This window comes from Anatilimnocola floriformis (assembly GCF_024256385.1).
Taxonomy (GTDB): Bacteria; Planctomycetota; Planctomycetia; order Pirellulales; family Pirellulaceae; genus Anatilimnocola; species Anatilimnocola floriformis.
In genome coordinates, this window is the sequence record NZ_JAMLFW010000001.1 from 2,595,290 (window position 1) to 2,614,435 (window position 19,146).

14 protein-coding genes are annotated in these 19,146 nt (G+C 58.9%); 6 read left to right on the forward strand and 8 right to left on the reverse strand.

Annotated features, from left to right (window positions below; genetic code table 11):
• Window positions 1–2 precede the first annotated feature (2 nt).
• The gene (locus M9Q49_RS10095) at window positions 3–392 is read left to right on the forward strand and encodes an acyl-CoA thioesterase (RefSeq protein WP_254508609.1); all 390 of its coding nucleotides are present in this window, start codon (window positions 3–5) and stop codon (window positions 390–392) included.
• Between the two features lie 29 nt (window positions 393–421).
• On the opposite strand, the gene M9Q49_RS10100 is transcribed toward M9Q49_RS10095, so the two are convergent.
• Window positions 422–1,537 carry a GTPase gene (locus M9Q49_RS10100; protein WP_254508610.1) on the reverse strand — a complete coding sequence of 372 codons (1,116 nt, stop codon included), beginning with the start codon at window positions 1,535–1,537 and terminating at the stop codon, window positions 422–424.
• Between the two features lie 121 nt (window positions 1,538–1,658).
• Between M9Q49_RS10100 and M9Q49_RS10105 the strand changes: the two genes are divergently transcribed.
• Window positions 1,659–3,131 carry an FAD-binding domain-containing protein gene (locus tag M9Q49_RS10105; RefSeq protein WP_254508612.1) on the forward strand — a complete coding sequence of 491 codons (1,473 nt, stop codon included), beginning with the start codon at window positions 1,659–1,661 and terminating at the stop codon, window positions 3,129–3,131.
• 27 nt (window positions 3,132–3,158) lie between these two features.
• Here the strand turns inward: M9Q49_RS10105 and M9Q49_RS10110 are convergent, their stop codons facing one another.
• Together M9Q49_RS10110 and M9Q49_RS10115 are read right to left on the reverse strand one after the other, a co-directional pair.
• On the reverse strand, window positions 3,159–6,473 hold the full coding sequence (locus tag M9Q49_RS10110) for a DEAD/DEAH box helicase (protein WP_254508613.1): 3,315 nt from the start codon (window positions 6,471–6,473) through the stop codon (window positions 3,159–3,161).
• Window positions 6,474–6,684: 211 nt separating this feature from the next.
• Window positions 6,685–7,410, reverse strand: coding sequence for a hypothetical protein (locus M9Q49_RS10115; protein ID WP_254508614.1), 726 nt, complete (start codon window positions 7,408–7,410; stop codon window positions 6,685–6,687).
• Window positions 7,411–8,183: 773 nt separating this feature from the next.
• Between M9Q49_RS10115 and M9Q49_RS10120 the strand changes: the two genes are divergently transcribed.
• Window positions 8,184–9,242, forward strand: coding sequence for a porin family protein (locus M9Q49_RS10120; RefSeq protein WP_254508615.1), 1,059 nt, complete (start codon window positions 8,184–8,186; stop codon window positions 9,240–9,242).
• A 194-nt stretch (window positions 9,243–9,436) separates the two neighbouring features.
• On the opposite strand, the gene M9Q49_RS10125 is transcribed toward M9Q49_RS10120, so the two are convergent.
• Entirely contained in the window at window positions 9,437–9,844 is a 408-nt protein-coding gene (locus tag M9Q49_RS10125) for a hypothetical protein (RefSeq protein ID WP_254508616.1), read from the reverse strand.
• A gap of 319 nt (window positions 9,845–10,163) precedes the next feature.
• A complete protein-coding gene (locus M9Q49_RS10130; RefSeq protein WP_254508617.1) occupies window positions 10,164–11,246 on the reverse strand; it encodes a hypothetical protein in 1,083 nt (360 codons plus the stop codon).
• 51 nt (window positions 11,247–11,297) lie between these two features.
• Between M9Q49_RS10130 and M9Q49_RS10135 the strand changes: the two genes are divergently transcribed.
• A complete protein-coding gene (locus M9Q49_RS10135) occupies window positions 11,298–12,200 on the forward strand; it encodes a hypothetical protein (RefSeq protein WP_254508618.1) in 903 nt (300 codons plus the stop codon).
• Between the two features lie 12 nt (window positions 12,201–12,212).
• Here M9Q49_RS10135 and M9Q49_RS10140 read toward each other — a convergent pair whose 3' ends face one another.
• Window positions 12,213–13,478 carry a DUF1552 domain-containing protein gene (locus M9Q49_RS10140; protein WP_254508619.1) on the reverse strand — a complete coding sequence of 422 codons (1,266 nt, stop codon included), beginning with the start codon at window positions 13,476–13,478 and terminating at the stop codon, window positions 12,213–12,215.
• 183 nt (window positions 13,479–13,661) lie between these two features.
• Window positions 13,662–16,136 carry a DUF1592 domain-containing protein gene (locus tag M9Q49_RS10145; protein ID WP_254508620.1) on the reverse strand — a complete coding sequence of 825 codons (2,475 nt, stop codon included), beginning with the start codon at window positions 16,134–16,136 and terminating at the stop codon, window positions 13,662–13,664.
• 248 nt (window positions 16,137–16,384) lie between these two features.
• On the opposite strand from M9Q49_RS10145, the gene hemQ reads away from it, so the two are divergent.
• Both hemQ and M9Q49_RS10155 read left to right on the forward strand, forming a co-directional pair.
• A complete protein-coding gene (gene hemQ, locus M9Q49_RS10150) occupies window positions 16,385–17,248 on the forward strand; it encodes a hydrogen peroxide-dependent heme synthase (RefSeq protein ID WP_254508621.1) in 864 nt (287 codons plus the stop codon).
• A gap of 7 nt (window positions 17,249–17,255) precedes the next feature.
• Window positions 17,256–17,753 carry a hypothetical protein gene (locus tag M9Q49_RS10155; protein ID WP_254508622.1) on the forward strand — a complete coding sequence of 166 codons (498 nt, stop codon included), beginning with the start codon at window positions 17,256–17,258 and terminating at the stop codon, window positions 17,751–17,753.
• On the opposite strand, the gene M9Q49_RS10160 is transcribed toward M9Q49_RS10155, so the two are convergent.
• Complete coding sequence (locus tag M9Q49_RS10160; protein WP_254508623.1) at window positions 17,728–19,005, reverse strand: lactonase family protein; 1,278 nt, start codon at window positions 19,003–19,005, stop codon at window positions 17,728–17,730. The two genes, M9Q49_RS10155 and M9Q49_RS10160, sit on opposite strands and share 26 nt — an antisense overlap.
• Window positions 19,006–19,146: the final 141 nt, after the last annotated feature.

The following is a 19,146-nucleotide window of genomic DNA, read 5'->3' on the forward strand; positions in this document are numbered from 1 at the left end:
CAATGATTACGCAGCACACCACCGAAATCCGCGTTCGCTATCAAGAAACCGACGGCCAGGGACGCGTCCATCACGCCAATTATCTCAAGTGGTTCGAGCTTGGCCGCGTCGAACTCCTCCGCGCGATGGGGCACAGCTACAAAGAGCTCGAAGCGTCCGGCGTGTTGCTCGTCGTCGCCGAAGTTCACATCGAATATTTCCTCGGCGCCGAATTCGATGATTTGCTGCAGCTCACCACCTTCACCGAGCGCGCCAAGGGTGCGCGGATCCAGCATCGCTACGAAATCCGCCGCGGCGAAGCACTCATTGCAAAGGGACGCACGACGGTTGCCTGCGTGGATCGCAGCGGCAAAGTATCGCGCTTGCCAGCGTGGCTGATCATCAAAGAGTGATTTTGTCCGAGCCCCGTTCTTCGCTTCGATCAGCGAATTTCGTTCAGGCTGAATAAGACCAATTGCGGCGATCCCGCGTCGAGAGCATCCCGCGCGTTCGTCAGCGCAGCTGCATGTTCTGGCAGGAAGGGAACTGCCTCGTCGGGTTGGGGCGGAGCACCAATCAAGCGGTGTACGATCGCGGCGGCAAGTTCCGCCAAGCCGACTCCTGAGACTGCGGAAACCGCGATTGCATTTCCAATTGGAGTTTGCGTGGGCAGATCGCTCTTCGTGCTAACCACGATCAGCGGCCGATCACCACGAAGTTCGCGAATGGTCTGCAACTGTACGGCAGCTTCAGAAAAAGAGTCAGTCGACGGGATCAGGAAGAGAACCAAATCAGCCGCCCTGAGTTCACGCTCGGCGAGTTCCACGCCGGCGACTTCGATCGCGTCGGTTGTTGTTCGCAAGCCTGCCGTGTCGCGCAGTTCTACCGGCCAGCCGTCGAATGCGGTGCGGGCCGTGACGACATCGCGTGTGGTACCCGGTTCAGGACTCGTGATGGATCGCTGAAAGCCGAGCAGAGCGTTCAGCAAATTGCTTTTGCCGGCGTTCGGTCGGCCGGCAAGGACAACCTGCCAGGGTTGGGTCAGATGTTGGCCGAGTGGCACTCGCGAGAGTAAGGCTTCGACGCGGGCACGAGCGTCTGTGTGCTCTGATCGCTGAATCAGGTCGATGATGGTTTGAATTTCTTTGCCCCAGGCTCCCTGGAGTTGATCGAGCAGGATCAGGGCTGTTTTTTCGCTAAGTGCGCCGGCCAGCGCGTTTCGCGCATCCGCATTCGGCTCGGCAAGAGTTCCTTGTTCCCGCTGCGCGCCTTGTTCTTCCAAAGCTTTCAGCACGGCCTCGCACGCCGCGGTGCCACCGTGACAGTGAATGCGGGCTTCGCATTCGCTCGAAAAACAAACAACCAGTTCCTCGCCTGCGCCCTGAGCGCTACGGAATTCGCGCAGCCACGGCCGCATCACTGCAGAGTCGGCCAATTCGATCGGCTTAGTCAGACAAGCGTTGGTGATTTGCCAGGCTTGTGGTCCGCGAACTCTGATTGTTGCGAGCGCGCCGCGGCCGGGAGGGGTGAGAAGAGTGGCGGTGGTTTCAGATTCCATCGTGATGAACCGGTGAGGTGCGAGTACCGGTATACTTTAGCTGAATTCGCCAGAATTCAGGACGCAGTTGGGCGTCACCATCTGAATTCTGGTGAATTCAGCTACTTTTAATCGACCTCTCATGCATCACGTTCCCGCCATTCGTATTCGCTCCGTCAACGATCAGCCGATTCACGGCGACGGCGACTTTGTGCTGTATTGGATGACTGCGTTCCGCCGCGTGCGGTTCAATTTCAGTTTGCAGCGAGCCATCGAGCACTGTCGTACTCTCGGCAAACCGCTGGTCATTCTCGAAGCGGTTCGCACGCGATATCCCTGGGCTAGCGATCGCCTGCATCACTTCATCATTCAAGGGATGGCCGACAACGACGCCGCGGTCGAGAAGACGAAAAATCCGGGCGTCATTTACTATCCCTACGTCGAGCCTGATCACGGCAAAGGAAGCGGCCTGCTCGCGGCACTCGCAAAGCGGGCCTGCCTAGTGGTGACCGATGACTTTCCGTGTTTCTTTCTGCCGCAACTCGTGAAACTGGCGGGAAGACAATTGCCGTTGCTCGTAGAAGCTGTCGATTCGAACGGACTCGTGCCGTTGCGCGGGACCGATCATGTCTTCACGATGGCGTTTCACTTCCGTCGCTGGTTGCAGAAGAACCTATCGCCTTGGCTCGAGAAAAGTGAGTTCCCGGTTGCTGATCCACTCCGGAACGAACTGCCGCAGATTGAACCCTTGCCGAAGTCGATTACTAATCGCTGGAAGCCGGCTGACCTCACCGCCCTCCTGAGTGAAAGCGGCCTCGCCAAGTTGCCCATCGATCACGAGGTGAAACCCACCAAAACCAACGGCGGCACGGTTGCTGCAGAAAAGGTGCTCAAGGAGTTTTTGAAGCACCGCTTGTCGCGCTACAAGGAGGAACGAAATCAGCCCGAGCAGGAAGTGGCCAGCGGCGTTTCGCCCTATCTGCATTTCGGCCATCTGTCGGTGCATGAAATCTTCCACGCTGCCGCGAAACTGGAAGATTGGTCGCTCGATTGTCTCGCCAAAAAAGCGACTGGCAAAAATGAAGGCTGGTGGGGAACGTCGCCGCAGCTTGAATCTTATCTCGACGAGTTGATCACGTGGCGGGAGATTGGATTTAACTTCTGCACGCATCGGCAGGACTATGACAAGTACGATTCGCTACCGGATTGGTGCCAGAAGACGCTGGAAAAACACGCTCGCGACAAGCGGCCGAATCTCTATGAGCTGCCGGAGTTCGAAGCAGCGAAGACTTACGATCCACTCTGGAATGCGGCTCAACGGCAGTTGGTGCGTGAAGGGCGCATTCACAATTACCTGCGGATGCTGTGGGGTAAAAAAGTGCTGGAGTGGTCGGCGTCGCCGCAGGAAGCGTTGCAGACGCTGATTCATCTCAACAACAAATACGCCCTCGATGGCCGCAACCCAAATTCGTACAGCGGCATCTTTTGGTGCCTCGGCCGTTACGATCGACCGTGGGCACCCGAACGGCCGATCTTCGGCATGATTCGCTGGATGAGCAGCGACAACACCGCCCGCAAGGTGCGCGTGAAAAACTACCTGCGGCAGTACGCGTAGTCTTTGCCTTCCAGCCCAATACCACAACTACCGTTTGGCCGTCTTGCGTTTAGCGGTCTTGGTATTCTTCGGCGGTTCAGCGGCTTCACTAGTTATCGCCGCTTTTCCCTCGGTGCGGATCAGATCGACGAGTTCGCGCGTACTGAGCTTGCCTGCCTGGTCGGTTCCTTCGAGGATGTCCGCCACAAGATTCCGCTTGCCGGCGTGCATCGCCAGGATCTGCTCTTCGATGGTGTCCTTCGTTACCAGGCGATACACGGTCACCGGGCGCGTTTGGCCAATGCGATGCGCTCGGTCGGTCGCCTGATCTTCAACGGCAGGGTTCCACCAAGGATCCATGTGAATCACGTAATCCGCCGCGGTCAGATTCAAGCCCGTGCCGCCGGCCTTCAGCGAGATGAGGAACATTTCTCCTTCGCCGCGCTGGAAAGCATCGACTCGCTTCTCGCGTTCCTTGGCGGGCGTTTGCCCGTCGAGATACTGATAGGTAATGCCCGCTGCATCGAGCGCGGCGCGGATCAGTTCGAGGTGTTGCACGAACTGACTGAAGACCAGCGCGCGGTGGTTTCCTTCACGCAGCTCTTCGACGATTTCCATGAAGAGCTCGAGCTTCGCGGAATCACCGGGCCAAGCGGCATCGACGAGCTTGGGATGACACGCGAGCTGCCGCAAGCGGGTGAGCGCGGCCAGCACTTCGAACCGCCGATCGGCAACTCCATCTTTTTCCGACTCACCCGCGCCAGCCAAGTTGGCAATCGCATCGAGCCGGGCAGCGTGATAGCGCTGCGTCTCTTCCTTGGTCATTTCCGCGGTGCGGATGATTTCGGTGCGGGCGGGAAGTTCTTCAAGGACTTCGCTTTTGGTCCGGCGCAGAATGAAAGGCCGCATCAACCGCGACAGTGCTCGCCGTCGCACGGGATCCTTTTGCTTCTCAATAGAATCGGCAAACTTCGTACGAAAACGCTCCCAGCTGCCGAGCAGCCCGGGACAAACTGCGCGGAAGATGCTCCATAGTTCGCCGAGATGATTCTCGACCGGCGTGCCGGTGAGGGCGAGTCGCCAATTGGCTTCGATCTGCCGGACGGCCTGCGCGGTCTTGGTGACGGCGTTCTTCACCCGCTGGGCTTCGTCGAGCACGAGCGTGTTCCACTTCACCTTGGCGAGCCGTTCGACATCGCGCTGCAGCAAACCGTAGCTCACCACCAGCACGTCGCCAGCTGCCAGGTTTTGCAGAATTTCGTCGCGATCGGTTTCACGATAGAGAACGGCCCGCAACGTCGGCGCAAAGCGCTGCGTTTCGCGTATCCAATTGAAACCCACGCTCGTCGGCGCGATCACTAGTGCCGGGCCCTCTTCAGCCCGCGTGATGAGCAGCGCCAAAGTCTGCACCGTTTTGCCCAGACCCATGTCATCGGCGAGGCAGCCACCCATGCCCCAAGCCGCCAGTCGCGACAGCCATTGAAAGCCTTCGAGTTGATAGTCGCGCAGTTCGGCCGCGAGTGTCACGGGCAACTCAGGCCGAAGTTCTTCGGCGGTGCGCAGTTTCGTGAGCGACTCTTCCCAGGCGAGGCATGTTTTCAGTTCAACGCTGGGATCGCACATCTTCTGCAGCACCGGCGCTGCGGTGATGTCGAACTCCAGCTTACCCGACTTGGTTTCGTGAGCCACTTCGTCCAGAGCTTCGAGCGATTGCCGCAGCGTTTGCGCAAAGCGCACGAACTGATTCGGACTCACTTCGACGTAGCGACTGCCCTTGCGCATCGCGTGCAGAATCTTCGCCAGCTCGACTTCTTCGCCTTCGATCTGCACGGTGCCGTTCAAGCCGAACCAATCGTGTTGCGATTCGATTTGCACTCGCAGCGCGCTGGCCTGCAGCGTGGCGCTCACTTTCCGCTCGGCGCCGGCGGGCCATTGCACCACCAGATCTTCGCGCGGCCGATCGGCGAGCAGCGCGAGCAGATCTAGCGCGTCATCATGTGAGGGGAGTTGCCATTGCCACGGCCTCGGTGAAACGTGCATGCCAAGCCGCAAACTTTCGACGCATTCTGCCGCTCGCCGGCGTTCTTCCGGCAGCTTTCGTTCGAAGCAAAACTGCTTACCTTCTTTGAGTTGCGTTAGCGCAGCGGGCCCTTCGCCGGGGAAGTACGCCTGCCGTTCGGCCACGGGAATCACGACCATCTCGGCCAGCACTCCACCTTGGTGCGGTGTGAGGCGCAGGACCAGTCGATCATCGGCGGCTTCGGTTCCACCGACGTAACCCGCCGGCAAGGTGACGGGCATGCGGTTCTGCAGCAGCGTCAGCCGCGCAAGCAACTGCGATTGGCCTTCTGCCGGAATCGCCTGCGGAACCATGGCTAGCCGTGCCGCCAACGTCACCGCTTTCGTATCGCCGGCGCCGAGCACAATGCGATTGGCGTCGCGGTCGATCCACATGGGCTTTTCAAAGTTCTGGCCTTCCTTGCCCCAAACTGCATCGCCGGCGGGTGTCGCGCCGTTGATCGATGGAATGATCTTCCAGCCCCCCTCGACTTCTTGCACGGCCAAGCCGAAGTCGCCGCGGACAATTTCCACGACTTGCTGCGGCGCATCCGACCACGTAAGCAGCGGATGGCCCATCAGCGCTTCGAGCAAGTCGTAAGGCTTGATGGTCGGGCCGCTGTAATAACTGTAGGCCGATCGCCGCGAGGTATAGAGCTGTGAATAAAAATTTGCCACCTGCCGATCAGCGGCTTGCGACCACGCTTCTTCCATCTGGGCAAAATCTTCGAGCCGGATCCGCCGTCCTTTGGTCCAGTTGCCACCCTTGCCGACGCGCTGCTCATAGGGATCGATCGACAGTTGCGGGCCGTAGTTGAGCGACTTGCTGAATTCCACCCGCCAGGCGATTCGCGTATCGGGCTCGCTGGCGGTCTCCACCGTCTGCTGCACCGCGAGATAATCATCAACCAGCAACAGAGCGTTCTTCCAAGCTTCTTTGGGATTGGGAACAGCCCCCAGTCCATAAAGCTTCTTTCGCAGCGGACTATTGACCTCTTTCAAAGTGCGCGAGAGTTCGCGAATGGCGGCCAGCGAGTGTACGCAGGCCTGGTGGCGACGATGCTGTTGGCAGGTTCCACCCAGGCGATCGATGCGGGCCGGCACCAGATCGTCGTCGATGTTTTCGCTCGTGAAATAGATCGCAATCCGGCAGGTGTGGCCACCAGCGCTGCAGCTGAGCAGGCCCCAATTTTCATTGAAATGAAAGGGAGTTAGCAGAACACCCGCGGTCGGGCCAAACACGCCGGACTCGGCATGCTCAATTTCCAAGTCGCGCAGATCCTCCAGCATTTCGGCCAGCAACATTTCGCGGCTGACTATGCTCTCCGGACTCGGCGAACTCGAATTGCTAGGCCGGAATCCATCTCTGTACGAACCCATGCGCACTCCTCAGCAGGCAGACGCCTCCGCGCGTCCGCAATCGACATTTCGGGGACCTCAGTTTATCCCCAATACGCCTGCTGGCCCATGCTGCATCGACAGCTTTTCAACCGCTGTGGGCAGTGTGAAACCGCCGTTACAGAATGCGCATATCGGGCAGCTTGCCCTCGACGCCGTAATACAGATAGGGGCGGTTGCGCGGCGGCGAGATCTTCAGGCTCGGGCTTTTGTAATTGAAGATCGCTTCGCGAAAACTGAAATCCCCTTCGACGCCCCAGATGAAGAGCTTGTCGCCGTCGCGCGAGATCTCGAGCTTCGTCGTGGATACCGTGGCGATGATCTTGTAATCAAGGCGCGATTCGAGTTCAAACGCTGCCCGCTTGCCGTCGAGGAAATCTTGCATGGCATCTGCCGGAGCAGCGACTCGCACGGCATTGAACTCTCCCTGCAGTTCAATGTCGTAGCCTTCGAGCTTTCCCGTCGCGTCTTTCCGCTCGTGAAAACGGAGCCCCGATAAAACAACAGGCAGTCCGGGATTCTCGTTCGACTCGGGCATCAGCTTCGATTTGCCGCGAAACGACTCCAGCCGACCGATCGGGCCGGTGGCGTCCTTGTCCTCGTTCGTCTTGCCGCCAGGAAACATCACGATCAGCGGCGGCAATTTCTCGCCCGGTTTGAGCGTGGCGTTCTTGATGTTGTCGGGATCGACAATCTTGTACGACAACGGAAACGTCTGCGCCCCGGCTACCGCGGCCTTCCTGGCAACCTGCTGCCCCTCAACTTCGCCGCAGCCCATGGCCCCGAATGTGAACAGGGCCAGCGCGAGACAAACTTTGCGGATTGGGAAATTCTGAGCAGCCATGGGCGGACCCCCGGATTGTGGGATGCGAGTGAGTTCATATTTTTGCCCACCAAGGTGAAATTCGCAACGCCAGTGTGGGACCGGCTGGTCCGTTGTAACGCTGACTTGGAGCCTGGGGTCAGGGATCAGGGGGATTCGTGAACAGTTCTCGATTCATCAAGTTTGCGTCAGTTCAGCAAACCACGCGAATCCTTAACCGATTTCCATCCATACACTTGTGCGCACTCCGCAGAACAACTCTGCACCGTAAAGTCACTGTTCACCTCCAAAACTGAACAGCCGTCAAACAGGGGGCGAGGAGCCGATTTGAATTGGATGCTTATCCGATTCGCCACCGTAGTAGTTTTGAGTCCGTGAGGTGGAATATATAACGGGTTATCAAATTTGCTGCGATTCTGGCAATGTCCTGGTAATTAACGACTTGCGGCAAAATCGCACGGTTATATCGGGCCCGGGCTATAACCTTTTTATAACCAGCGCCGATCCTTCGAACACAAATCGATCACTTCCCCGGCGGCGCTCCATTCGACATCCGTCGGCCACTCTAAGCGCGCACCGGTAGCGCCGCGACGACTGTCATTTTCAAAAACATCAACCGAATTGAGAAAGATCATTTGCTAATTAAATGCAAATGTGGTGACAACTTAGGTCAAAGGCGCATTCAAGTTGTTACCGTTCACGCCAGTGACGCTGTAAGCGGCCTTTTCTCTCTCCCCTCTCCCCGAAGCGGGGCGAGGGGAGCAGGACAGGATGCTGCCTGCCGAGCGCTCACGATGCATGCATTGCCTTGGCAGCTAGCGGCGGCGGGCGTTTCCATTCACTCTGGCCGAAGTTGGGCGATCATGTTATTCACGGCTGATATGCGATCACAGGTTTTCCTAAACCTCAACTGCTGGCATCGGATCTGCGCAAGCTGGCTGCAATTTTTCGTCTTCGGCTGCGCACTAGCGTTCTCGACGTCAGCTATCTCCAAGGCAGAGGACTCCAGTTCCTTGGCGGCCTCCGCTACGTTCATGTTTCGAGAGGGGCAGTTGGTTGACCAGGTTGCACCGGCGCAGATGCCTTTCTTCGAAGAGGTTCCCGTCAGGCTACCCGCTCCGTCCGATGCGAATCCGCCGGAGCAGAACACATCTTGCATCGTCCCATTTAACGGACACTTAACGCCTAATCCAACGGCCGCCATCAGTAACGCCACGGCGGCACTTCCCCAATATTTGCCGGAGGGCATGCTGCCAGCCATCACGGGCCCCACGGGTGAGAATCATCGTGCGTATGCCATTGGCAAGCCGCTGGAAGGAACCAGCTGGCTCGCGGCGCCGTATAGCGCAGGCTTCTTCGTCGGCGGCATTGGCGGGGCGATGCTGGTCGACAACCAGCTCGAGCAGTCGATCGGCGGGACTTTTGGTTTGCGGTTCGGTGTCGACTACGACCATCGCTGGGGACTGGAAAAACGCTTTGGTTTCGCCGAGATGGGTGTGTTCGATGTGCTGGAGCACCAGCGACAAATCGTCAACCTCGAAATGGGCGACATCGATCTGCTCTTTTATCCTTGGGGCGACACGAGGTGGCGACCCTACATGTCAGGTGGCGCAGGACTGTCACACTTCAACTACGAAAGCGACTCGGGTCGCCGCATCGACCGGCTCCTGTTCGGGCTACCATTTGGCATGGGTGTTAAATACTTTTGGAGCGAGGGAATCTCCATTCGTGCCGAGCTAATCGACAACCTCATGTTGGGTGCCCACGAGCTGAGCACGATGAACAACATCAGCGTCGCAGCGGGAATTGAGTTTCGCTACAGCGGACTGCATCTAGGACGCGCCAAGGGTTAACGCGATGATCGCATCGCAGCGTGGTCAAGCCAAGAGTTCCGGCTAGCAGCCCTCACCGGACAGGCAATCTTGAGCACTATCCCACCGAGAAAGCGAAGTCAGCGATTCCGCTTCGAAAAATTGACGCTCGAAGCAATTGCGAGGTCTGCCGAAAACAGCGGAAGAAGTGCGGACCCGTACTGAGCAAGTCCACATCACTTGAACGCACGTATCTTTCGAATCCTTTCGAGCACAGCTTGCACTCTTGCTTCTGCCGCAGCCTTGTCACTCCGTTCGCCAGGCCGCTCAAGAATCGAAACTCCGCAAACGCTTTCGTTTCCCGCAGCACGAACATACCCAATCCGCAACAGATAATCGCCGTGGTCCGGTTTTTTTACACGTTCGTCATCGGTAATCGCCTTCAGTCGGTCGTAGCACAACACCAGAACTTTATCACCAACTTGCGGAATGCTATGCGGGGTAATGACTGAGTCGGCAAACCCGACCTGTATAATAGCCTTCGATGCCGGGTCGAGAGAGCCACTAATCAATCCGGTTGGCTCTAGCTCCATCACTACCCAAGCATTGCCCTTTGGCCGCATCTTCTTCACTATGCCGGTCAAAACAACTGACTCATCCCAAATCGCCTTATGAAAGGCGTCAGGTGAGTCTATGTCCGCAGGTCCGATGGCAACTGCGCGCTGTAGAGCGCAACACGTTAGCAGAAACCCCAGAATAACATTTCGACACATCGACCCTATCTCCTTGTTGATCCAAGAATGGTCCCAAACGGAGCCCACTAACTTGATTATTTCAGGCGACCTGCGTTCGGCACGGCAGCGCATAAGTTTAAATGATCTCGTCCCCACGCGACGCAAGTGGCGATGATGAGGACAATCCAGAAGAGGTCTCGAAGTGAGAGTTTCATGAGCTACGTACCAATTACAGTAAACGCATCGTCCAACTCGAAGCCGCGTTGGACTGCTGCTGGTCGAGTGTTTGCTTCAGCAGAAAGATATCGATCCCCCAGGCAGCCGTCAGCAACACGATTAGCACCAGGGCCAGCCAATCGCGGACTTTCAATCGTCGCGCTGAATTTCTGCGGAATGTCTGTTGGACGAAGAGAACGAGTGAGATAAGCAGAGTGATGAGGAAGAGGCTGAGCGGCAGTACGATCAGTTGCCATTTCGAGGTAAGCGCCAGGTTCTCGACGATGACCGGTATGGGCTTTGACTTCCAGGAGATGCGGCCGACAAGATCGTCTTCATTAGTGATTGCGCGACTCGCGTGGAAGAGAACGAGCGTGTAGCGGCCTGGCGGCGGCGATTTGACATACTCGCGCGCGTCGAGCAGGACATCGCAAACCCGGCTTTGGTGGTCGAGCAGCATTTCGCCGCCAATCGGTCCGGCTGTCGGTTTGAAAGCGCCGATGTCCACGCCGGGTACGCGCTGGCCCTGAGCATCGAACAGTTGCACTCGCCAGCAGGCGGCTGCCGGGATCACGCCCTTCGTTTCCAAGTAGAACGGCTCTCCTTCGGCGTCCACGTTTTTGATGCGGGGCAAGATGACGGGCCCTGCGACCGGCCTCCCTTTCCGATCTCTGCCGATCGAGGCGACCTCGATCTCAATTGGGTCCGGCATTCCTGCCGACCGGCGCCACGCCGTCAGCATGTGGCGGTTATCCCAAACCGGCGCCGCGTTGGGCGCAGCGCGATTGCGGCGCGCATGTTTGCGCAAGTGGTCGTACATTTCCTGCAATTCGCCGCTCATCCGCCGCCGAACCATTTCATGCTGATAGTAGGGCACGCGGGCAATCAATTCGCTCTCGCGCAGCGTTTCGAGCGCAGCCAGTTCCCGCTGGCGATCATCAATATCTGAGAGCGATGGCTCAAAGTCCGCCGACTGCAACGCACCAAAGAATTTGCCTGCAAAAGCCGCAACAATTCGCGAATGCTGCAACCGCCACGACAGCCCGATGGCGACGATCAGCGTCAGCCAGAAGAGATCTCGAAGAGAGAGTTTCATGGGTGATGTAGCTGGCTCGCAACCGCGCTGGGCATGTCGCTTGTTCACGTCATGGCCAGCTTCGAGCTGCGGGCAGGTTCGAACGGCATGCAACTTGCCACCGTGCGGCGGGGGTTACGAACCATTCTAGGGAGTCCGCAGATGGCCGGTAAATCGGAATGGCGAAGTGCAGTGGGTTGGCTCGTGGCTTTTTTGACGACCAACTTGCTGGGGTGCATTGCGATCGCCTTTGGCAAACCGCTGGAGATCGGCATGATGCTGATCATCTATCCGCTGCAGGCGTGGCTGGCGGCGCAGGCGTTTCTAGGAGCAGCCTGGCTGGTGTTCGGCCACGGTGTGCTGTGGCAGCGAGTTGCCGCGGTCGCCGGTTTCACGGCGGTTACGGCTGCGATGATCGCTGCGTTCGACAACGGCGCTGGCGTTCGCTCCCTGATTGTGTATGCGCCGCTGAGCGCGTTTGTGGTGGGGCTGCTCGTAGGCGGACTGCTGCGACTGGCCGGCATTGAGTTGCGACAGACCACCGACGTCACCACTGTTTCGCCAGCGATTGCGGTCGCCGACCTCGTACGCTGGCTGGCGATTGTTGGCGGCAGCATTTATCTCAATGAGTTTTTCAATCAGCTGTCGCACCTGCACGGACAGAACGGCTTTCAAAGTCCGGCCTTGATTACCGGCGGACTAGTCGTCGGCTTTGGGATTTATCTAGGTGCCACTGCGCTCCGGCGGCAGCGCGGCCGGCTGAGTTTTGCGGTCGAGCTGTTTGTGATGGCGCCGCTGATTTGTTTCGCGCTGGATCGGCGTCTCGGCATCCTGAGCTTGTTGCCCGCCTGGTTTGCGATTGCAGGGCCGATCTCTCAAGCGCTGCGTCACAATGTTCGTTACGTCGCTACATTCGGTCGTGCTGCAGCCGCGAATGAAGGCATCGGAAAACTTCAGCCTGCACGTCACGCTTAGAGGCCGCGTAATTTACACCTCGCTCAGCACGCCGTCGCTGTTGCCGAACTTGTCCGTCTCAAACTGCAGTTGCTGCAGCAGGCGGACGTAGACGTTGGAGAGTTGGTAATTCTCTTTGCGATTGAAGCCGAGGTGGCCGGCGTGCTGGAAGCCGCCGCCGGCGAGGATGACGGGCAAGTTGTCGACCGTGTGGGCCGAGGCGTTGCCGAGGCTGCTGGCGTAGACGATCGACGTGCGGTCGAGCAGCGTGCGGTCGTTTTCGGCCGTGCCCTTTAGCTTGGCGAGCAGGCCGCCGAAGAGTTTGATTTCGGCCTCTTCGATTTTTGCCAGCTCGTTGATCTTGGCTTCGTCCTGGCCGTGGTGCGAGGCATCGTGATGGGCCATCGTCAGCCCTGGCAGATCGTTGAGGGCTTCGTGCGACCAGACAGAAAAGCTGATGACCCGCGTCGAATCGGTCTGCAGCGCGAGATGGATGAGATCGAACCACTGCTGGGTGCGCGTGAGCATTCGGCCGCCAGTGATGTAGTCGTCGGTGAACGGCTTGGTCTCGACGACGGGCTTGGCGCGGTCGATCCACGCTTTGTCCTGCGCCAAGCGAGCTTCGGCTTCGCGAATGGAGGACAGCAGCAGATCGAGGCGATCGCGGTCAGCGGAGTTCAGACTTTGCGACAACGTTTTGGCCTGGTCGCGCACGCCGTCGAGAATGCTTTGGCCGGCGGCGAGCTTCTTCATTTCCTTGGCAACTTCGGCAGGAGTTCCTTGCACGAAGAGAGCTTTAAACACTTGCGTGGCGCGATCTTCGGCGGGGATTTTTACACCTTTGGCATTCCACGAAAGTTCACCGCCGCCGAGGGCCAGGCTGGCGAAACGCGTTTCGTTACCAGCGCGGGCGGCTACGAGTTGATCAAGCGAAATGGTGTTGCGCAGATCGCCGGGGCGAACACCTTCGGGCCGCACGCCGGTGAAGAGCGCCGGATGCGTGCCATGGCCGCCGGGATAACCACGATGCGAAATGCCAGAGAAAACGGTGAAGTGGTCGCGGTGCTCGTCGATCAGTTTGGTGTAACGCGACGGCGTGTAGTCGCCGCCGGGCTTCTCGGGAAAAAAGAACGGCGCGTGAAAACCGAGCGGCCTGCCGATGAGGACGAGTCGTTGCGGCGACATCTTCTCGGCTTTGGTCTCGGCCCGTAAACCGACTGGAAGCATGGCATCGAGCAGTGGCAGGCTGATGGAGACACCGGCTGCGCGGAGCAACGTGCGACGAGAGAGGCGGGGCATGGGAGGCTCCTATTGTCGTCGTTCGCTCCCGCGAACGACCAATAGCGTTGGGGTCGGCTTGAAACGGTCAACTCACGTTAGCGGTCACTTGCCAAACGCCGAATCTCGCTGGACGCTCGTTTCGGCGGGATTACTGCTTGTTATGCTCGATCAGTCGTTCGCGGAGCGAACGACGACAATGGATCACTTATTCAAAAATATCCGGCTTTGCACGAGGGAATGCAACAAACTGCGGAAGCCGAAATTCGTTTTTCGATTGTCAGCCAAAATCTGATCGACGACTTCACGATCGGCGAACTGCAGATCGGCGCCGGTGCTGTAGACGATCAGTTTGTGCACGACATTGCGGGCCAGTTGATCTTTATCGGCGAGCAGCAGCTGTTTGTATTCGTCGATGTCGGCGAACTTGCGGCCATCGGGCACTTCGCCGCCGAGTTCCACCGGCAAACCGACGGCGACCGTGCGGCCGGGATAATTTGCCAGCGGCTTGCGCTTGTTGCCGCGCGGCACGCGGTATTCATCGCGCCAACCGCCGATCACATCGAACGATTCGAGCGCGAAGCCGGGCGGGTCGATCTGTTTGTGGCAACTGTTACAAGCCGCCGTGTCGCGATGCTTGGCGAGCAACTGACGAATCGTGGTCGCGCCGCGAATGTCGGGTTCCACGGCAGGAATATCGGGCGGTGGCGGCGCCGGCGGTGTGCCCAGGATTCGCTCGAGCACCCATTTGCCGCGCATCACCGGCGAAGTCTTCGTACCGTCGGCAGTCACTTTCAGAATGCTGGCCTGCGTCAGGATGCCGCCGCGGTGCGAACCCTCGGGGAGTTGCACTTTGCGCATTTCATAGCCTGTCACATCGGCGATGCCGTAGTGCTGGGCGAGACGCTCGTTGAGAAACGTCCAGTCAGAGTGCGTAAACTCGGTCACGCTCCGGTCGTGCTTTAGCAGTTCTTCGAAAAAGAGCTCCGTCTCGCGCGGCATGGCCCAGAAGAGGTGCGAGTCGAACTCGGCATACATTTGCGGATCGGGCGAAGTGGCGTTGATGTTCCGCAGGTCGAGCCATTGCCCGGCAAAGTGCTTGGTAAAACGTTCGGCGCGCGGATCGTTGAGGAGACGCTCGGTCTGAGCGCGGAGGACGCCGGGTTTTGCTAGTTCGCCTTTGGCAGCGAGGTCCAGCAATTCGTCGTCCGGCAGCGTCGACCACAGGAAATAAGAGAGCCGAGTCGCGAGGGCGAAATCATCGAGCTTGCTGCCGTCAGTCGTCGCCGGCGTGAGAAACAAGAAGTGCGGCGAGCAGAGAATCGTCTTGTAAGTCTTGATCATCGCTTCGGCGAACGACTCGTTCTGATCGAGCGCGGCGTGCGCGATTTTCACGAAGCGGGCGACTTGCTCTTCGGTGGCCGGTCGGCGGAAAGCGCGCGGCAGGAAGTGGCGAATGAGGCGCTCGGCGTCCGCTTTCGGATTCTCCGGCGCGATGACGTACGGATCGTAAATCCATTGCCCCGGGTCGCGCCCTTCGACCTTCGGCGGACGCTGACCAGCGGCTTCGGCCTTCACCACCGAGGCAGCCTTCAGCGGCACATCGCCAAAGAGTTGCACGTAACCGGGGAGCGGCCAGGGATCGAGCGGGCCGGAGACCTCGACCCAATCGAGCACAATGGCCGGGCCGTTGTAATCGGCGAGCGACTGACCTTTGATTTTGGTAGCGAGGCTGCGCACATCGGGGAGCGACCACGGCGTGAAGATGATCATCTCGCGGCGGTTCAGTTCCATCTCGGCGTCGAACTCGAGGGGCTTTCCTTCGGTGACGTCGATCACGCGACGAATATCGTCTTCGCTCCGGCCATACTCTTCGTGACAGTAGAGCATTACCGGGAGAGGCTTATCCGGCGAGTTGATGGCCCGCACTTGGGCACGCACACGATATCGGCCGTTCTGCGGAACCACTGCGGTGCAAACGGGAAGATGATTGTAAGTGCGGCCATACATGACAAGCGAATCGCCATCGAGTTTGACCACCTTGCCGATCATGTCGATGAACGAGCGAACTTTCTCGGTGATCTGCCGGCCGGTGCGGCGGTCGTTGATCTTGATCGGCGGCCGAGTGGGAATCACCGCGCGGCAGGCGCGCTCGGCTGCTTCTTGATAGCGCAGCAAGTGCGCGGCGGAAACATCGAGGACGGAACTCACGTTGTCGAAGCCGGCGGCGCTGTTGTCGTCGGGCAACAGATCGCGGGTCTTCACCTCGATTCCCAGCAAGTCGCTGAGCGTCGTTTCATACTCCGTGCGATTCAAACGCCGAATCAGCACGCGGCCGTTCTGCTGCTGGGTTGCCAGCGAAGCTTTGTGCAATTCCGTGCGCAGCCAATTGGTGATTTCGGCACGCTCTTTCGCCGGCGGTTGGGCCGCATCGGCTGGCGGCATTTCGCCAGTCGAAATGTGATCGAGGACTTTAATCCACCTGGCGGCTGACTCTGATTCGCCAAACTTCAGCGGCAGTTGATCGAGTCGCAAACCGCGCTGAGCTTCACTTGGGCCGTGGCAGTCGACGCAGTATTTTTTCACGAACGCCGGCAATGGCCCTTCGGCAGTTTGGCCGAGTCTGGCGACGAGCGCCAAGGTGATGAGAAGCAGATAGCGGCAGGGGGAGCAACGCATGCGAGAGGAACTCCTGGCGGTTGCTCGATTGTAGTAGGAGTTTGCCGGCGCGATCAAATACAACGTCGATTGATGTAGTAAATTCGCCAGAATTCAGCTGGTGACCGCTCATTGCCACCTCTGAATTCTGGCGAATTCAGCTACTTTGGACGCGTGCTTCGCCCGCGTGCTCGGTGGTTCGCTGGAGGCTACGTTGATACAATCACCTACTTCCAGATTGTCATCTCTCAACAGTTATCAGCACCAATATGTCCCAAGGTCACGGTCGTCCTCCAGGCGCGCACGGTCCGCCGCCGAATATTCCTATCAGCCTCGAACCGACGCAGGGTTGGCACTGCACGCATCTGTATTACCGGTTCGACCGTGGCGTGCTCGCGGGCATGTCGGCCGAGGCACGGGCGCGCGGCCGGGAAGAGTTGACCGCGGCGCTCGATCCGGCTGGGCCGAGTGCTTCGACGCGGCTGCAGACGAGCATCGTTAGCGGCCACAAATCCGATTTCGGCTTGATGCTGATGGATCCGAATCCGCTGAAGATCGATTCGGTACAGCAAGGCCTGCTCGCCACTTCGCTGGGGCCGGCCCTCATCCCGACTTATTCGTTTGTTTCGATCACCGAAATCTCGGAATACGTTTCGACCGTCGAACAGTACGGCCAACGGTTGATCGCCGAAGGGGATGCCGAGGGAAGCCCCGTTTATCAAGCCAAGCTGAAGGCCTATGGCGATCGCTTGCCGATGATGAACAAGCAACGGCTGACGCCGGAGTTTCCGCCCTACCCGGCAACCTGTTTTTATCCGATGAATAAAAAGCGGAAAGTTGGCGAGAACTGGTTCCTGCTGCCGTTCGCCGAACGCAACCGGCAGATGGCCGAGCACGCTCGTAGCGGCATGGAGTTCGCCGGCAAGGTCTCGCAGCTCATCACCGTCGGCCTCGGCCTCGACGATTGGGAGTGGGGCGTCACGCTGTGGGCAAAGAACCCGCAGTACCTCACCGAGATCGTCTATCGGATGCGCTTTGATGAAGCGAGCGCCCGGTATGCCGAGTTCGGGCCGTTCTATACCAGCTATGTCGCGACGCCGGCGGAGATGCTCGATCACTGTCGCGTGAAGTAGTTCAGAGATGTCCAATCCCCTCCTCACTCCTGATGATCGCTTTCGCCCCAAACGGGTTGAAGACTTGCGCGATAATCCGTTTCAGGAGGGGGAAGCCATTATCGAAGCGTCCGACGCGGCAGCTGCGGCGCGGCAGCAGAACACGTTTGCACCCGGCGCGGCCGATTCCAGTCGGCCGTTCCTGCCGCGGTACGAAACTACGGTGGAACATCGGGGCGTATTGCTCCTCGCACTCGACGGCGTGAGTTTGCTGGCCGGTTGCTTGGGTATTTTTGCGTCCTGGTTGGGCTATGTGTTGCCGCTGCTCGGCATCGTGCCGGCTGTGGTGGTGCTCTTCCTGGCCGCCGATGACTTGCGCTCGATGCGAACGGGCGCTCGCAATCCGGAGGGGCGAACAATGACGATTTTCGCCCTCCTCTTCGCGGTCATTTTGATAGTGGCGATCTCGGCGATGTGCGGCTTGTTCGCCTATTGGCGGGTCAAGATTTTGCCGGACTGGATGTAGCCAGATCCAGGAACACGATGCACGAGGGATTGCCGACCGGCACGTACTGGCCGGTGAATTTCAAGCTGCCCGTTTTGCGATCGACGCTGAAGACGGCAACGTTGTCGCCGCGTTGATTGCAGCAGTAGAAGAACTCGCCGGTGGGATCGAAGTTGAAACTGCGCGGATAGTTGCCGCGCGTCCATTCTTCGCCTTGATACTTCAGCGTGCCGTCGTCCGCGATGGCAAAAATCGCCACGCTGTCGTGCAATCGATTGCCGGCATACAAAAATCGGCCATCGGCGGAAACCAGAATCTCCGAGCAGAAGTTGCTCCCCACAAAGCCCGGCGGCAACGTCGATAGGGTCTGCCGCGCCGTGAGTTTGCCAGTCGCGGCTTCATAGTCGAACAGCACGACGGTCGAGCCTTCTTCTTGGATCGAATAAGACCATTTGTCGTTCGGATGAAAATGAAAATGCCGCGGCCCATCGCCGGGCGGCAACGTCACCACATGAAATTCGCCCGGCGACAACTTGCCGGTTTGCGCGTCGAACTTCCAGACATAGATCTGATCCAACCCCAGATCGATATGCAGCACAAAGCGGCCGGCTGGATCGGTGCCGATTTGGTGGGCATGCGTCCGATCATGGCCGCTGAAAGCAAAGCTTCCCGGCGGCGCGTGCTCGGCGCGGGTCGGACCAATCTTGCCGGCGTCACGTTGCACATCGGTGGCTTCTCCCAAGCGGCCGTCGGCGAGGATCGGGAGTACCGCAATCGAACCGCCGAAGTAATTGGCCACGAGAAGAAACTTGCCGGTCGGATGAACGCTGACGTACGTCGGCCCCGCGCCACCGGAACGAACGGTATTGAGCAGTTCCAGTTTGCCGGTCGCGCGATCGATGGCAAACGCGCTGACCGAACCTTCTTTCTCGGCGCCGTGGCGATCGGTTTCGTTCGCCGAATAGAGTCGCGTCCCCGCGCTGTTCACGGCCAGGCTGCTGGGGCTGACGCCGGACTCGAAAACATCGACCGCCTTCAGCGCGCCAGTCTGCCGATCGACTTGAAACAGATGAATCCCGCGGCCGTTGCCCGGCGGCAGGTCGACCTGCGTCGGCAACACATCCTTTAGCGGCGAACTGAACGTGCCGATGTAGGCCAGCAGCGGTTTGCTCGCCTCTTGGGCTGTCAACATATTCGGCAGCAGTTGCGTGGCTCCGGCGACAGCGAGCGAAGTTTGCAGGAACGAGCGACGGGATGCGGAATTTGTTGACATGGTGAACCGAATAGTTGCAAAAGCGAGTTTTCGAGCCATTTGCCGCAGTTGGCGGCACTTTGCGATTTGGACCGGCAGTGTTAGGATGATAAGCACCAGTGCCTTCCAGAGCGAGTCAGGCCACGGCCGGCCGACGGATTC

What these genes read in the sequence shown, in the direction of transcription:
- M9Q49_RS10095 (WP_254508609.1), top strand. Translation starts at nt 3, where the DNA reads ATGATTACGCAGCACACCACCGAAATCCGCGTTCGCTATCAAGAAACC.
- M9Q49_RS10100 (WP_254508610.1), bottom strand. Translation starts at nt 1,537, where the DNA reads ATGGAATCTGAAACCACCGCCACTCTTCTCACCCCTCCCGGCCGCGGC.
- M9Q49_RS10105 (WP_254508612.1), top strand. Translation starts at nt 1,659, where the DNA reads ATGCATCACGTTCCCGCCATTCGTATTCGCTCCGTCAACGATCAGCCG.
- M9Q49_RS10110 (WP_254508613.1), bottom strand. Translation starts at nt 6,473, where the DNA reads ATGTTGCTGGCCGAAATGCTGGAGGATCTGCGCGACTTGGAAATTGAG.
- M9Q49_RS10115 (WP_254508614.1), bottom strand. Translation starts at nt 7,410, where the DNA reads ATGGCTGCTCAGAATTTCCCAATCCGCAAAGTTTGTCTCGCGCTGGCC.
- M9Q49_RS10120 (WP_254508615.1), top strand. Translation starts at nt 8,184, where the DNA reads ATGCATGCATTGCCTTGGCAGCTAGCGGCGGCGGGCGTTTCCATTCAC.
- M9Q49_RS10130 (WP_254508617.1), bottom strand. Translation starts at nt 11,246, where the DNA reads ATGAAACTCTCTCTTCGAGATCTCTTCTGGCTGACGCTGATCGTCGCC.
- M9Q49_RS10135 (WP_254508618.1), top strand. Translation starts at nt 11,298, where the DNA reads ATGGCCAGCTTCGAGCTGCGGGCAGGTTCGAACGGCATGCAACTTGCC.
- M9Q49_RS10140 (WP_254508619.1), bottom strand. Translation starts at nt 13,478, where the DNA reads ATGCCCCGCCTCTCTCGTCGCACGTTGCTCCGCGCAGCCGGTGTCTCC.
- M9Q49_RS10145 (WP_254508620.1), bottom strand. Translation starts at nt 16,136, where the DNA reads ATGCGTTGCTCCCCCTGCCGCTATCTGCTTCTCATCACCTTGGCGCTC.
- hemQ (WP_254508621.1), top strand. Translation starts at nt 16,385, where the DNA reads ATGTCCCAAGGTCACGGTCGTCCTCCAGGCGCGCACGGTCCGCCGCCG.
- M9Q49_RS10155 (WP_254508622.1), top strand. Translation starts at nt 17,256, where the DNA reads ATGTCCAATCCCCTCCTCACTCCTGATGATCGCTTTCGCCCCAAACGG.
- M9Q49_RS10160 (WP_254508623.1), bottom strand. Translation starts at nt 19,005, where the DNA reads ATGTCAACAAATTCCGCATCCCGTCGCTCGTTCCTGCAAACTTCGCTC.